This window comes from Mesorhizobium sp. M0019 (assembly GCF_040323975.1).
Lineage (GTDB): Bacteria > Pseudomonadota > Alphaproteobacteria > Rhizobiales > Rhizobiaceae > Mesorhizobium.
Genome location: NZ_JAMYVK010000001.1, coordinates 206,018 through 219,034, shown reverse-complemented (window position 1 = coordinate 219,034; position 13,017 = coordinate 206,018). Strand labels below are relative to the sequence as shown.

17 protein-coding genes are annotated in these 13,017 nt (G+C 62.7%); 3 read left to right on the top strand and 14 right to left on the bottom strand.

Annotation, left to right across the window (positions count from 1 at the left end; all coding sequences use genetic code 11):
* Positions 1–21: 21 nt before the first annotated feature.
* The 12 genes from tolB to rcdA all read right to left on the bottom strand — a co-directional run bounded on the left by tolB (position 22) and on the right by rcdA (position 8,692).
* The gene (gene tolB / locus NKK47_RS01065) at positions 22–1,332 is read right to left on the bottom strand and encodes a Tol-Pal system beta propeller repeat protein TolB (protein ID WP_352574725.1); all 1,311 of its coding nucleotides are present in this window, start codon (positions 1,330–1,332) and stop codon (positions 22–24) included.
* A gap of 28 nt (positions 1,333–1,360) precedes the next feature.
* Positions 1,361–2,527 carry a cell envelope integrity protein TolA gene (gene tolA / locus NKK47_RS01060; protein ID WP_352574724.1) on the bottom strand — a complete coding sequence of 389 codons (1,167 nt, stop codon included), beginning with the start codon at positions 2,525–2,527 and terminating at the stop codon, positions 1,361–1,363.
* Between the two features lie 7 nt (positions 2,528–2,534).
* Positions 2,535–2,993 carry a protein TolR gene (gene tolR, locus NKK47_RS01055; RefSeq protein WP_352574722.1) on the bottom strand — a complete coding sequence of 153 codons (459 nt, stop codon included), beginning with the start codon at positions 2,991–2,993 and terminating at the stop codon, positions 2,535–2,537.
* A gap of 9 nt (positions 2,994–3,002) precedes the next feature.
* Positions 3,003–3,713 (bottom strand): protein TolQ, encoded by a 711-nt coding sequence (gene tolQ, locus NKK47_RS01050; protein WP_352489260.1) that lies wholly within the window; start codon positions 3,711–3,713, stop codon positions 3,003–3,005.
* Positions 3,714–4,007: 294 nt separating this feature from the next.
* On the bottom strand, positions 4,008–4,478 hold the full coding sequence (gene ybgC, locus NKK47_RS01045; RefSeq protein ID WP_352574720.1) for a tol-pal system-associated acyl-CoA thioesterase: 471 nt from the start codon (positions 4,476–4,478) through the stop codon (positions 4,008–4,010).
* A gap of 128 nt (positions 4,479–4,606) precedes the next feature.
* Positions 4,607–5,647 carry a Holliday junction branch migration DNA helicase RuvB gene (gene ruvB / locus NKK47_RS01040; RefSeq protein ID WP_352574718.1) on the bottom strand — a complete coding sequence of 347 codons (1,041 nt, stop codon included), beginning with the start codon at positions 5,645–5,647 and terminating at the stop codon, positions 4,607–4,609.
* A gap of 46 nt (positions 5,648–5,693) precedes the next feature.
* A complete protein-coding gene (locus NKK47_RS01035) occupies positions 5,694–5,978 on the bottom strand; it encodes an AbrB/MazE/SpoVT family DNA-binding domain-containing protein (RefSeq protein WP_023678000.1) in 285 nt (94 codons plus the stop codon).
* A gap of 40 nt (positions 5,979–6,018) precedes the next feature.
* Positions 6,019–6,639 (bottom strand): Holliday junction branch migration protein RuvA, encoded by a 621-nt coding sequence (gene ruvA, locus NKK47_RS01030; protein ID WP_023678001.1) that lies wholly within the window; start codon positions 6,637–6,639, stop codon positions 6,019–6,021.
* Positions 6,640–6,652: 13 nt separating this feature from the next.
* Positions 6,653–7,075, bottom strand: coding sequence for a type II toxin-antitoxin system VapC family toxin (locus tag NKK47_RS01025; RefSeq protein WP_023678002.1), 423 nt, complete (start codon positions 7,073–7,075; stop codon positions 6,653–6,655).
* On the bottom strand, positions 7,053–7,322 hold the full coding sequence (locus tag NKK47_RS01020; protein WP_352574716.1) for an AbrB/MazE/SpoVT family DNA-binding domain-containing protein: 270 nt from the start codon (positions 7,320–7,322) through the stop codon (positions 7,053–7,055). The genes NKK47_RS01025 and NKK47_RS01020 overlap by 23 nt, the downstream gene beginning before the upstream one ends.
* Positions 7,323–7,377: 55 nt before the next feature.
* Positions 7,378–7,890: a crossover junction endodeoxyribonuclease RuvC gene (gene ruvC / locus NKK47_RS01015; RefSeq protein WP_352574714.1), complete on the bottom strand. Its 513-nt coding sequence runs from the start codon at positions 7,888–7,890 to the stop codon at positions 7,378–7,380.
* Between the two features lie 274 nt (positions 7,891–8,164).
* Positions 8,165–8,692 (bottom strand): protease adaptor protein RcdA, encoded by a 528-nt coding sequence (gene rcdA / locus NKK47_RS01010; RefSeq protein ID WP_352574712.1) that lies wholly within the window; start codon positions 8,690–8,692, stop codon positions 8,165–8,167.
* A 579-nt stretch (positions 8,693–9,271) separates the two neighbouring features.
* Here rcdA and NKK47_RS01005 point away from each other — a divergent pair.
* Positions 9,272–9,823 (top strand): DUF2269 family protein, encoded by a 552-nt coding sequence (locus NKK47_RS01005; RefSeq protein ID WP_352574711.1) that lies wholly within the window; start codon positions 9,272–9,274, stop codon positions 9,821–9,823.
* A gap of 40 nt (positions 9,824–9,863) precedes the next feature.
* On the opposite strand, the gene NKK47_RS01000 is transcribed toward NKK47_RS01005, so the two are convergent.
* Complete coding sequence (locus tag NKK47_RS01000) at positions 9,864–10,634, bottom strand: sulfite exporter TauE/SafE family protein (RefSeq protein ID WP_352450835.1); 771 nt, start codon at positions 10,632–10,634, stop codon at positions 9,864–9,866.
* A 95-nt stretch (positions 10,635–10,729) separates the two neighbouring features.
* On the bottom strand, positions 10,730–11,179 hold the full coding sequence (locus NKK47_RS00995; protein WP_352574709.1) for an Lrp/AsnC family transcriptional regulator: 450 nt from the start codon (positions 11,177–11,179) through the stop codon (positions 10,730–10,732).
* Positions 11,180–11,309: 130 nt separating this feature from the next.
* Between NKK47_RS00995 and NKK47_RS00990 the strand changes: the two genes are divergently transcribed.
* A complete protein-coding gene (locus NKK47_RS00990; protein ID WP_352574707.1) occupies positions 11,310–12,194 on the top strand; it encodes a DMT family transporter in 885 nt (294 codons plus the stop codon).
* Positions 12,195–12,369: 175 nt separating this feature from the next.
* Positions 12,370–13,017, top strand: a complete 648-nt coding sequence (locus tag NKK47_RS00985) for a thiamine phosphate synthase (protein ID WP_352574705.1) — start codon at positions 12,370–12,372, stop codon at positions 13,015–13,017.

Below are 13,017 nucleotides of genomic sequence, written 5' to 3'. Positions count from 1 at the left end.
AATTCCTCAGTTCTTCTTCCATCACTCCAGCAGCGGCGACCAGGCCGGATCCGAGGCGAAGTTCGCCGTCGGGATCGACTGTTCGTTGCGGCCGGTGAGATCGACCGAAACAAGTTTTGGTCCGCCATTGGAATCGCGGAAGAACATCAGCACCCGGCCGTTGGGCGCCCAGGTCGGCCCTTCCTGCTGAAAGCCGGTGGACAGGATGCGCTCACCCGAACCGTCGGTGCGCATGACGCCGATCTGGAATTCGCCGCCGGTCTGCTTGGTGAAGGCGATGAGATCGCCGCGCGGCGACCACACCGGCGTCGAATAGACGCCGTCGCCGAACGAGATGCGGGTCTGGCCCGAGCCGTCGGCGCCCATCACATAGATCTGCGCGCGGCCGCCACGATCCGAGGTGAACACCACCTTGCTGCCGTCAGGCGAGTAGGACGGTGAGGTGTCGATGGCGGTCGAGTTGGTGAGCCTGGTTGTCGAGCGGCTTCTCAGATCCATGGCGAAGATGTTGGAATTGCCGTCATCGCGCAGCAGGCTCATGATTACCTTCTGGCCGTCCGGCGAAAAGCGCGGCGCAAACGTCATGCCGGGGAAATTGCCGACCAGCTCGCGCTGCCCCGTCTCGATCTGCAGCAGGTACACCCGCGGCTGACCGCTTTCATAGGACATGTAGGTGATTTCCTGCCGGTTCGGCGAAAAGCGCGGCGTCAGCACGATCGATTTGCCGTTCGAGAGATAGCGGACGTTGGCGCCGTCCTGGTCCATGATGGCTAGCCGCTTCTTGCGCGCATTCTTGGCACCGGACTCGTCGATGAAGACGACGCGCGTGTCGAAATAGCCCTTCTCGCCGGTCAGCCGCTCGTAGATCGCATCGGCGATGATATGGCCGACGCGCCTGGTATTGGCGTCGTTGGCGAAGAACTGTTCGCCCGAGAGCTGCTGGCCGGCAAAGGCGTCCCACAGCCGGTACTGGGCGCGGACACGGCCGTCGGCTTCCTTGCCGACGCTGCCGGTGACCAAAGCCTGGGCGTTGATTACCTTCCAGTCCTCGAAGCGGGGCGTGGCATCCGGGTTGGAGATCTTTTCAATGAAAGCGCTCTTGTCGATCGGAGCAAACAGGCCCGAGCGCTTCAAATCGTCGATGACGATCCCCGATATCTCCGCGCCCAATGCGTCGCCCGATTGAAAGTCGGTGATGGCGATCGGCAGAGGCTCGATATTGGGTTGAGTCAAATCGAGTTGGACCAACGCCTTTGCCGGCAGCGTGGCGAGCCCGCTCATGGCGGTCGCAATCGTGCCGATCAGTATCAGCGTCGTAAGCAACTTCTTCATTCGTTCAGCCTCGTTGTTCTCTCGGCAATCAATACATGTCGCTGGGGATGAAATTGACCTCGACCTCGTTCCATCCCAGCTCGCCGTCATATTTTGCGACGGGCAGATTGTAGGGCGCACATCGCAGCACTGCGCGCCGCGCTGCTTCCGAGGCGACTCGGGAGCCCATTGAGCCATCGCCCGCGGATCCGACTTCCGGAGCGCCGTCGATCTCGCCATTTTGCGTGAGCTTCATCCTGATGGTGACTTTTTGGCTGTCGCCATCGAATGTGCCGGGTGTCACACTCCAGCAGCGTTTGATCTGGGCCTTCAGGCCATCAAGCTCGCTCTGCGAGAGTTTGGTGCCTTGGTTCTTCTCGCCGCCGAGCGAAGCCTGCTGGGTCGAGCGCTTGGCGCCGCCGCCGGACGGCTTCCGCTTGTCGAGCAGAGCCGAAATCTCGTCGGCGTTGAATTGCTTGTCGTCCGATTTCGGCTTGGATGAGGCTTCCTTGATCGGCTTGTCGGCGTCCTTGCGCTCCGGTGCCTTGGCGCTCTCGGCCTGGGCCGGCTGCGGCTTTGGCCGAGCCTCGGGTGCTGGCGCCGAGTCCGGAAGCTGCGCCTCCTCGGTTGGCGGTTGCTTGGCAATCGCCTCGGCGACGGCATCCGGCTTGACCTCGGGCTGCGGATCGATCGCGGCAGTCTTGTCCTGCGGCGGCGTGGGCGTCGGCTCCTTGGCCGGCGTCGGCTTGGGCTCGGTCTGCTTGACAGGTTCGGGCTTGACCTCTTCCTTCGGCTGCGGCACCGGCGCCACCTCCGTAGCGGGAATAGGCTTCGGCTCTTCCTTCGGCTTCGGCACGTCCTCGGGCTTGGGCTTTTCGACCGGCGTCGGCGCGGGTGGCGGAGCCGCCGTCATGTCGACTGGCTGGGGCTTGGGCTCAGGTGTCGGCGGCTTGTCGGTGTCGACGCTGTTATCGCCGACTTTCTGGGCATCGGGAACGATGTCGGGACGCTGCGTCGGTACCGGCGCCGGCTTGTCGTGCATTACAGCCTTCTTGTCGCCTTGCAGGACCTGTGCCGTCGCTTCCATCGGCACGATCTCGACCGACACCGATTCCGCGTCGGACGCAGGCATCGCGGGCGGCGAGGACAACGTGAACAGCCCGAAGGCGATCGCCACCGTATGCAAGATCACCGATGTGGTGAGGCCGGTCCTCATCTTGCGTCTACTGATCCTGTTCCTGCAGTGAAACCAGGCCGATATTCTTGTAGCCAGCAGCCGAGATGCGGGCCATCACCTTCATGGCAGTGCCATAGTCGGTGGACTTGTCACCCCTGATGAAAATGCGCTCGTCATAGCCGGTCTTCGAGATCGCCTGCAGCTTTGCCACCAGCTCCTCGATCGGGGTCTCGGTTTCCTGGAGGTAGATCTGACCGGCCGAGTTGATGGACACGGTTATAGGCTGGGTATCGGCGTTCATCGCTTTGGCCTGGGTATCCGGCAGGTCGATCGGCACGCCGACCGTCAGCAACGGCGCCGCGACCATGAAGATGATCAGCAGCACCAGCATCACGTCGACCATCGGCGTGACGTTGATCTCCGATATCAAGGCGTGATGGCGGCCGCGCCGCCTGTGGCCGCGCCCGCCGCGTCCTCCGCCACCTGCGCTTACGGACATTCCCATGATCGTTCCTCAGGCCTTCTGCGCGACTTTTTCATCGATTTGGCGCGAGAGTATGGCGGAGAACTCGTCCGCGAACCCTTCCATGCGCACCGCGATCTTGCTCGCGTCGGACGACAGCTTGTTGTAGGCGATGACGGCCGGGATGGCGGCTAGCAGGCCGATCGCGGTCGCCAGCAGCGCTTCGGCGATGCCGGGCGCGACCACCGACAGGCTGGTGTTCTTCGAGGCGGCGATCGCCTGGAACGAGGTCATGATGCCGATAACCGTGCCGAACAGGCCGATGAAGGGCGCCGCCGAGCCGGTGGTGGCGAGGAAGCCGAGCCGCCCTTCCAGCTTTTCCATCTCGCGGGTCAACGCCAGATCCATAGCTTTGTCGATGCGGGTCTGCAGGCCCAGCGGCGATTTCGCGCCCTTCTCGAAGCTTTTCTTCCATTCGCGCATGGCGGCGACGAAGATCGCGCTCATGCCGGTCGTCTTGCGGTCGGCGAGCGTGCGGTAAAGTTCTTCCAGCGACTGTCCCGACCAGAACACCTGTTCGAAGCGGTTGAGCGCCAGCCGCATGCGGGCATAGGCGACGAGCTTGTCGACGATGATCGCCCAGGTCCAGATCGAGGCGCAGAGCAAGCCGATCATGACCAGCTTGACCACCCAACCGGCCTGCATGAACAAGGCCCAAATCGATAAATGCGCGCCCGGGTCGGCGAGAGCGATGTTTTCCATGTTACGTCCTTAAAGATTTTCCGGGCATGGCTGGCGGCTGGCCCATGGGCATCCCTTGTGGTCCGTTCGCGTTAAGCTTGCGGAATAACCCCAAATGCACCGTTGGCGGCCTTTTCGGGGCAAATATTGGTGAAAGGAAGGCGCTTGGATTCTTCCAATCTTAACCAATCCCTTCATGGACCGTTATGGTTAAGGATGGGTTAGGACGTACAGCGCGGCGCATTGCCGCGCCTTGTGGGCCGCCCGGCGATCCTGGCCCGGACGAGAGCTCCGAGATCGACCGCCTCTGAACCCTTATTTGCTCGCCCTGGGCATGAAGGCTGCGATCCAGTCCTTGGGAAAGCGCCGCGGCCGCCCGTTCTCGCCGACGATCGCCGCTTCGACACGCGCCTCGACCAGCACTTCGCTGCCGCGCTTCAATTGCTGCGCCATGACGATGCGCGCACCGGAAATCTCGTCGGTGCGCGTGTCGATGGTCAGGATGTCGTCCATGCGGGCCGAACCGCGGAAATCGATCTCCATGCGCCGCACCACCCAGACTATTTTCTCGCCATGCTTGCCGTCGGCAAGCTCGGTGTGGTGGACGCCGGCCAGCCGCAGATAGTCGGAACGGCCGCGCTCGAAGAATTCGAGATAGCGTGCGTGGTAGACGACGCCGGAAAAATCGGTATCGGCATAATAGACCCGCGCCATCAATCGATGGCCGAATTCCGTCAGCGCGCCGGAAAGTCCGGCGGACAATGCCGATTCACCGTGATCGTCCATTGCGCTGTCCTTTTGGCCCGACAGGCCCTGTTTCAAGCAACACCTGTTTTGCGCATAGACCGGCGATGATCAAGACCTGGAGGGCTGGGCCGGGGAACTGCCAGCACCGAAGCCATAAGCAGCGGAACTTAGGGTTCTTCCTGGAACAGGCTGATCTGCTGCTGCGCCAGGTCCTTTGGCGCGTCGAGGCCGAGATGCCGCCAGGCATTGGCCGCCAGCACGCGGCCGCGCGGGGTACGCATGATGAAGCCTTGCTGGATCAGAAAGGGTTCGATGATGTCCTCGATGGCATCGCGTGGCTCGGAAAGCCCGGCAGCGATTGTCTCGATGCCGACCGGCCCGCCGCCGAAATTCCGGGCGATCATCGACAGATAACGGCGGTCGAGCGCGTCGAGGCCGAGCCCGTCGACCTCCAGCCGCGTCAGCGCCTCGTCGGCGACCTTGCGGTCGACATGACCCTCGCCGGCAACGCTGGCGAAGTCGCGCACCCGGCGCAACAGCCGGCCGGCGATGCGCGGCGTGCCGCGCGCCCGCCGGGCGATCTCCAAGGCACCGTCGTCGCCGAGCGGCATGGCAAGGATGCGGGCGCCACGCCGCACGATCTGCTCGAGTTCCTCGACCGAGTAAAAATTGAGCCGCACCGGAATGCCGAACCGGTCGCGCAGCGGGTTGGTCAAAAGGCCGAGCCGGGTGGTGGCGGCGACAAGCGTGAAGCGGGCCAGGTCGATCTTGACCGAGCGCGCCGCCGGCCCCTCGCCGATGATCAGGTCGAGCTGGAAATCCTCCATCGCCGGATAGAGGATTTCCTCGACCGCCGGGTTGAGCCGGTGGATCTCATCGATGAACAGCACGTCACGGTCTTCGAGGTTGGTGAGCAGCGCCGCGAGATCGCCGGCCTTGGCGATGACCGGACCCGAGGTCGAGCGGAAATTCACGCCGAGCTCGCGCGCCATGATTTGCGCCAGCGTCGTCTTGCCGAGGCCGGGCGGGCCGACGAACAGCACATGGTCGAGCGCTTCGCTGCGCCCCTTGGCGGCCTCGATGAACACTTTGAGATTGGCCCGCACCGCCGCCTGGCCGACGAAGTCGCCAAGCGTCTGCGGCCGCAAGGTCTGCTCGGCGTCCTCGCCGCGTCTGTCGGGAGCAATGAGGCGTGGCGAAAGGCTCATGCGCATACCGCCCGAAAGAAAAAGTTTGTATCGATACCGATCAACGTCACCCGGCACCCTCTCGTTCGTCGCCGTGCTCCTCGCCAACAACATGGCGGCCCACTGCATCTCTTACCACCGCGTCGATCTGTTCCAGCGCAGCAGGCCCGTCAGGTGGATCGCCTAGAAATCCAGCGAGGTCGGCAAATTCGAGATTGCGCGGCGTTCCTATCAGGAGACCATCCACGACCGTCCACGCAACAGTATCGCCTGACTTGAGCGACAACTCGTTCCGGACTTTCTTTGGAATCGTAAGCTGCCCCCTGGAGGTCAAGCTTGCATATCCGACCATGCTCTTGTTCCTAGTCGGAATTTATTTGTCGGGCAACGTCTCACCGTGCCAGCTCCTTCAGGCCGAAGCGGATCAGCTTCGAGGCGTCCGCCTCCTCGCCTGCCGTCTTCAGCGCCGCCGCCACCGCATTGGCGGCGGTGTCGCGCGAATAGCCGAGATTGACCAGCGCCGAGACGGCGTCGGTGATCGGCGCCGAGGCGACGCCCTCGCCGAGCTCCTGCTTCAGGCCGATGGTGCCGGAGGCAGTGCCCGCATAGGCCGGCGCCTTGTTCTTCAATTCGGTGACGATGCGCTCCGCGACCTTCTTGCCGACGCCCGGCGCACGGCTGACCATGGCGATATCGCGCAACGCAATCGCATTGGCGAGATCGGCCGGCGCCAGCGTCGACAGGATGGCCAGCGCCACCTTGGCGCCGACGCCTTGCACATTGTTCATCAACAGCCGGAACCATTCGCGCTCCAGCACCGACTGGAACCCATAGAGCCGCAGCATGTCCTCGCGCACATAGGTCTCGATGAACAGCACGACCGCCTCGCCCGGCCGCGGCAATGCCGCCAGCGTGCGCGCCGAGCAGTAGGCGACATAGCCGACGCCATGCACGTCGACGATGCAGAAATCCTCGTCGATCTCATCCAGCGTGCCTTTTAGCTTGCCGATCATTTGAGCGTGCCGATCATGCCGGGTGGGTTTCCGGAGAGATGATATCGAGGTCCGGGAAATAGCCGCGATAGCGCGCAGCATTGCGCGTCAGCAGGCGATGCCCAGCGACAACCGCATGGGCTCCAATAAAGAAATCCGGCAAGGTTCGTTCGCGAATGCCGCCGGCGCGGCGATAGCGCGAGTGCGTGACACCAGCGAGGAAGGCTGCTTCCCACGGCAGAAATTCGCGATCCATCTTGAGCATGTCGGCTGCTTGACGAAGAGCCTGTTCGGTCGCAATCAACGGCGCGAGCTCGGACCAGACGATTGCATTGATTACGAGTGCGCCGTCGCGCCGGCATGCGGTAATCGCGGATGCCGACCATTTCGTCTCCCGTCCGGCAGGACCCCAAACGTCGATCAAGACATTTGTGTCAATCAATGTCGAGATCTTCACGTGGGCCCCTCAGCCATTCCACATATTCATCCGCCGTCAAGCCTCCCAGATCCAGCGTACCGGCCATACGATCGAGCATCTGGCTGAATCTGCGCGAGGCTTCCTCCTCCGACACGTTTTCGTCGACGGCTATGACACGAGCGCCGTCCTCGGTGGGGACGAACTCCACCTCCGAGCCCGGGCCGATACCGAGATGATCCCGTATTTCCTTCGGGATGGTCACTTGGCCCTTGGTGGTAACGCGCATGGTAATACCTCGTTGGTATTACTTATTGCCCACTGGAGACAAGTCAAGAACATACTTATCCGGCCAGCGCCGCCATCCTGTAGGCGATGCTCTGCCGGTGATGCGCGTGACAGATGGCGATAGCCAGCGCGTCGGCGGCGTCATCGCTGTCGAAAGTCGCCTTCGGCATCAGCACCTTGACCATCATGTGGATCTGCTTCTTGTCGCCATGGCCGACGCCGATTACCGCCTTTTTGACGGCGTTTGGCGCATATTCGGCAACGACAAGGCCGGCACGCGCCGGCACCAGCATGGCGATGCCGCGCGCCTGGCCGAGTTTCAGCGTCGCCGCCGCGTCCTTGTTGACGAAAGTTTGCTCGACCGCCGCCTCGTGCGGCATCGCGGCATGCAGGATTTCGGAGAGCCCGTCATGCAACTGGCAAAGACGCACCGCCAGCGCGGCCTTGTCGTCGGACCGCACTGTGCCGGAAGCGACGAAGCGCAGCGAATTGCCGAGGCTTTCGACGATGCCCCAGCCGGTGCGCCTCAGCCCTGGATCGATGCCGATGATGCGAATCGCTTCCCCCATCCGTCAACTTTAACCCCGGCGAGCAGCGATGCCAGCGAAATGTGAACAAACCAGAAACCAGGGCTCGTCATGTCCAGAGAGCCTCTGAGACCGTTTCGAAAGTCGCTCCGGCGAGTCATATGGTGGTGGTTTCGAGAACCGGAGCGCAGCGGACATTTGGGTCCGTGAGCCCACGCGTGATCCCGAGGGGATCATGCTCAATCAAAGTGCTGCAGCGTCCTTTGCGCGTCCAAAAGGACGCGGCGCTGCAGGGGTAGAGTTTCCAAACGTTCTCTCAGCCGCGGGCGAAAGCCGTGTTGAGCAGCGTGATCTGGTCCGACACCGGATTGACGCGACGGCTCGACGGCGGCACCTCGGCGAGGCCGCCGTAGATCTCCTCGTCCATGCGGCGCACCAGCGCCTGCAGCCGCAGCGAGCGGTTGACGAGGTCGATGAAATCCGTCGGCAGCTCGGCCCAGCCGGGCGCCTCCTCATGCGCCGAGGCAGTGTCGAGACGCACCTTGGATTTTTCTGAGGCCACCTGATCGCGGGTCATCTCGCCGGAATTCGCCGCCCGCTGCAAAAGCAGCCACGAGGCGACCTGCATCAGCCTGGTGGTCAGCCGCATCGATTCGGCCGCATAAAGCGTCGCCGCCAGCCTCGACAGCTTCTTGGCCTCGGCGCGGCCCTTGCCGTCGAGATATTCGGCGGCCTGCTCGACCAGGCCCATGCCTTCCTGATAGAGCGGCTTGAAGGATTGGGAGAAAACCCGGCGCTCCGCCAGCTTGATGGTTTTCGCGCTCGCCTTCGAAGGCTCGTTCATCGCTACGCCCCTGCACTTGCCTGACAGCCGGCCGATTCGGCTCTTGGCCGCCATATCCGGCAGCCTAAACGACTGAAGCTTGAAAATGCGCTTCGCTGCCAGCGAAGGCAAGCACATGTTTAACAAACGGTTAACGGCCGCATTTAGCCGGAAGAACGCCCATGCCGGCGGACAAAAAAAGAGCCGCGGATAAGGCGGCTCTCAGGAGTTTAACAGGGAGGCGTCAAACAAAGTGGCTCCAACCACTCGGTAAGAATCCAGATCACTGGATGGACATAGTAAACGCCTGTAAAGCTTAACGAAGCCTTAACGCGGGGCATATTTTTCGATCAAGCGCCCAGCATCTGTGCCGTAACAGCACAGCTGACTGGCCACGGCGCCGTTCACACCACCGGCTGGAAAGTCGGGGCGACGCTTGCGCCGTGGTTTCCTCCAAATGGTGACCGGCTTACCGAAACAAAACGGCACTGCGCGCGACATCGTTCCGAAACAGGCGCCGCGCTAAACGCCCGTTCCTCGCAACGAGGCGGAGCAAACCTTGCGCTCCGGCAAATCATCAAATCTCTCAAGGAGCGAATAATGGACTGGTACTCGGCCGTTAAATTTCTGCACATCGTCTCGGCGATCCTCTGGGTCGGCGGCGGCTTCACGCTGATGCTGCTCGCGGTACGCGCCGGCCGCGCTGGAAACGTCGAAGGCATGCTGCAGGCGATGCGCGCCACCGGCGAGCTCGGCAACCGGTTCTTCGCGCCGATGTCGATGCTGACATTGCTTTTCGGCCTCATCATGTGCGGCTTCTGGGTCGGCTTTTCCGATCTGTGGGTGCTGATCGGCCTTGCCGGTTATGCGACGACCTTCTGCATCGGCATGTTCATCTTCAAGCCGACTGCCGACCGCATGGCAGGCATGATCGCCAAGGATGGCGTGACGCCGGCGGTGCTTGCCCAGGGCCAGCGCGTCCTCAGCGCCGCGCGCTTCGACTATTCGGTGATGCTGGTGATCATCGCGGACATGGTGCTGAAGCCGACGCTGCACGACATCACCATTCTGGGCTGCATGGCGTTCGTACTGGCAACCGGCATTGCCCTGGCGCTTGGCAGGACGCGGCAGCTGCTGCCGAGTGCCGCCTGAGGTTTTAGGAATCCGGCGGCGGCCGAATGGGGCCGCCGTCTTACAGGAGGCCGGCGATGCCGTCCCACAGAAGCTTGACCGCGACGACCGCCACGGTCGCATAGGTGAAGGGATAGAACAGCTCCGGCCGCATCCGCCGCACCAGCCAGGCGCCGGCGATTGTCGACAGCGGCGCCAGTGGCATCAGCACCGCCGACGCGGTCAAATTGGTGGTGTCGAACTGGCCGAGCGCGAAATAAGGGATGAGCTTCAGCGCATTGGTGACGGCGAAAAAGATCGCCGCGGTGCCCGACAGCACCTTCGGATCGAGCCTGATCGGCAGCGCATAGACCTGAAAAGGCGGGCCGCCGACATGGGCGACGAAGCTGGTGAACCCGGCAACGGTACCCCAGAAGCCCGCGGCGACGCGGTTGGGCTCCGCTGCGTGGCCGGCACCGTGGCGGAGTTGCAAATAGAGCCAGCGCAGCACGAAAATCAGGGCAACCGCGCCGACGATCAGCCGCACCATCTCTTCGGTTACAAGTGCCGCCGTCAGCCAGCCAAGGGCGATGCCGATCACGGCGCCCGGCATCATGTCGGCCAGCATCTTGCGGTCGAAGATGCCCCACCACGTCCACACCGAGACAATGTCCATCAGGCACAGAATTGGCAGAAGGATTGCGGCAGCCTGAACCGGCGGCATGGTCAGCGCCATCAACGGCACGCCGACAAAACCGACGGCGCCGCCGAAGCCGCCTTTCGACAGGCCGACGAGGATAACGGCCGGAATAGCCGCGGCATAGAACCAGGGATCGACGAGCAGGCCTGACATGGGGAAAGGACGCTGGAGGGAAAGTTGAACTCTGGAATAGACCAGAAATGGCCAGACCGCGACCGCAAATATGTGGGCCACGCCACCGAAACCCGTCACATGTTTGGCATGTCGAGCGGCGGCGGGCGTCTCCGGATCGGCTGCGCCTTGATGATGGCGGTGCTGGTTTCGGCCTTGTCGGCGATGCGGTCGAGAATCCGGTCGAGCTCGCCGATCGAGCGGACGAACAGCCGGGCAACGAAGCAGTCATCGCCCGTCACCTTGTCGCATTCGCCGAATTCCGGGATTTCCTCGATCAGCTTCTGGACGATGTGCAGCTTGCCCGGCAATGGCCGGATGCGAACGATCGCCTGCAAGGCGTAGCCGAGCGCCTGCGGATCGATGTCGATGGTGAACGCGCGGATGACGCCGCGATCCTCAAGCCGCCGAAGCCGCTCCGAAACGCTTGGCGACGACAACCCGACCTGCAGCGCCAGTTCCTTCAGCGAGGTCCGTGAATCCTTGACCAGGATATCGAGGAGCTTTCTATCGAGCTCGTCCAGCATTTTACAATTCCAAGAAAGCCGATGTTTACCTAATTTAATGAGGTTCGTCCTGCATATCACCAGCTAGAAGTCATGGAAAGACCCGATCCGCTGTGGGATTATAAAATCTCAACGGGTTTCAGGAGCATCCATGGACAACACGGTACGCGGCACGATCGAAATGACGGCGGCGATGGCGATCCTCGGCACGATCGGCTGGTTCGTCGTCCTTTCCGGCCAACCTATTATGGACGTGGTGTTCTGGCGCTGTGCTTTCGGGGCGGTAACGCTGCTGATCATCTGCGCGGCGCTGGGACTGCTGCGTGGCAGGCTGTCGCTTCGCATTGTCGCGATCGCGGCTCTCGGCGGTGCTGCCATCGTTATCAACTGGCTGTTGCTGTTCAGCGCGTTTTCCCGCGCGTCGATCTCGATCGCCACGGCCGTTTACAACACGCAGCCCTTCATGCTGGTGGGTTTTGGCGCGCTCTTCTTCTCCGAACGGCTGACGGTGACCAAGCTGACCTGGCTCGGCATCGCCTTTTCCGGCATGCTGCTGATCGTGCAGGCCGCGCCCGATGCAGGCGATCATGGTACGGATTACTTTACCGGCATTGCGATGGCGCTGGCCGCGGCTTTCTTCTGGGCCGTTGCGGCTATCGTCACCAAGAAGCTCAAAGGCACGCCGCCGCACCTGATCGCCCTGATCCAGGTCTGCGTCGGCGTTCTCATGCTGGCACCCTTCGCCAATCTCACCCACCTTCCCGTCGATGCGCGGAGCTGGGTCATGCTGGCGACACTCGGCATCGTCCATACCGGCCTGATGTACATCCTCATGTACGGTGCCATCCAGAAGCTGCCGACGCATCTGCAGGGATCGCTGTCCTTCATCTACCCAGTCGTCGCCATCCTCGTCGATGTCGTCGCCTTCGGCCATCGGCTGCATCCGGCGCAGATCGTCGGCGCCGCCGCCATCCTGGTCGCCGCCGCCGGCATGAATCTCGGCTGGTCGCTGTGGAAATCGAAGGTGCCTGCGTAGGGCCGCAAGCGACCAGGCGAAGAGAATTTCGGCCAACGGCAGCCATGCGCCGAGCCCTATGGAATCGTTGACGGCAAACGTGATCCCCCTGCCGCCTGTTCAATCCCCGCACTTTGCTCTATGCCGCAATGCAACCATCTTCGCCCGGCATAGGCGATAACCGGGATCGAATTCAATGAATGACGCAACGCCGCCCAACCGCTGCCGTATCGTGCTGATCGCGCCGCCGAACGTGCCGGCCGCGCGCATCGCCGCGGCCTTCGACGGCGGTGACGTCGCCTCGCTCATCCTGCCGGAAAACGGTCTGGACGAGGCCTCTTTCCAAGCCTTTGCCGAGCAGATCGTGCCGGTGGCGCAAGCGGCCGGCATTGCCGTCATCATTGCCGGCGACACCCGCATCGCCGGCCGTGTCCAGGCCGACGGCATCCATGTCGAGGTCGGCAAGGACGAGCTCGCCGAAACGATCGAACACTTCCAGGCCAGGATGATGGTCGGCACCGGCGGCGCCAAGACCCGCGACGATGCGCTGGAACTCGGCGAGGTCAGGCCTGATTACATTTTCTTCGGCCGCTTCGGCTACGACAACAAGCCTGAGCCGCACCCCCGCAATTTGTCGCTCGGGCAATGGTGGGCGGACGTCATCCAGATCCCCTGCATCGTCATGGCCGGATCGGATCTTGCCTCGGTGGAAGCGGTCGCCGCCACCGGCGCTGAATTCGTGGCGCTGTCCAGCGCCGTTTTCGCCGACGGCGTCGATCCGAAGATGGCGGTCGCCGCCGCCAACGCGCTGCTCGACGAAACCGCGCCGCGCTTCGAGGACTGA

Bases quoted from the DNA above. Each gene is read 5' to 3' on its own strand.
- NKK47_RS01005 (WP_352574711.1), top strand. From the start codon at position 9,272: ATGGACTGGTACTCGGCCGTTAAATTTCTGCACATCGTCTCGGCGATC.
- NKK47_RS00995 (WP_352574709.1), bottom strand. From the start codon at position 11,179: ATGCTGGACGAGCTCGATAGAAAGCTCCTCGATATCCTGGTCAAGGAT.
- NKK47_RS01020 (WP_352574716.1), bottom strand. From the start codon at position 7,322: ATGCGCGTTACCACCAAGGGCCAAGTGACCATCCCGAAGGAAATACGG.
- rcdA (WP_352574712.1), bottom strand. From the start codon at position 8,692: ATGAACGAGCCTTCGAAGGCGAGCGCGAAAACCATCAAGCTGGCGGAG.
- NKK47_RS01035 (WP_023678000.1), bottom strand. From the start codon at position 5,978: ATGGTCGGATATGCAAGCTTGACCTCCAGGGGGCAGCTTACGATTCCA.
- NKK47_RS00990 (WP_352574707.1), top strand. From the start codon at position 11,310: ATGGACAACACGGTACGCGGCACGATCGAAATGACGGCGGCGATGGCG.
- tolB (WP_352574725.1), bottom strand. From the start codon at position 1,332: ATGAAGAAGTTGCTTACGACGCTGATACTGATCGGCACGATTGCGACC.
- tolA (WP_352574724.1), bottom strand. From the start codon at position 2,527: ATGAGGACCGGCCTCACCACATCGGTGATCTTGCATACGGTGGCGATC.
- ruvC (WP_352574714.1), bottom strand. From the start codon at position 7,890: ATGGGGGAAGCGATTCGCATCATCGGCATCGATCCAGGGCTGAGGCGC.
- NKK47_RS01000 (WP_352450835.1), bottom strand. From the start codon at position 10,634: ATGTCAGGCCTGCTCGTCGATCCCTGGTTCTATGCCGCGGCTATTCCG.
- ruvB (WP_352574718.1), bottom strand. From the start codon at position 5,647: ATGAGCCTTTCGCCACGCCTCATTGCTCCCGACAGACGCGGCGAGGAC.
- ruvA (WP_023678001.1), bottom strand. From the start codon at position 6,639: ATGATCGGCAAGCTAAAAGGCACGCTGGATGAGATCGACGAGGATTTC.
- tolR (WP_352574722.1), bottom strand. From the start codon at position 2,993: ATGGGAATGTCCGTAAGCGCAGGTGGCGGAGGACGCGGCGGGCGCGGC.
- NKK47_RS00985 (WP_352574705.1), top strand. From the start codon at position 12,370: ATGAATGACGCAACGCCGCCCAACCGCTGCCGTATCGTGCTGATCGCG.
- ybgC (WP_352574720.1), bottom strand. From the start codon at position 4,478: ATGGACGATCACGGTGAATCGGCATTGTCCGCCGGACTTTCCGGCGCG.
- tolQ (WP_352489260.1), bottom strand. From the start codon at position 3,713: ATGGAAAACATCGCTCTCGCCGACCCGGGCGCGCATTTATCGATTTGG.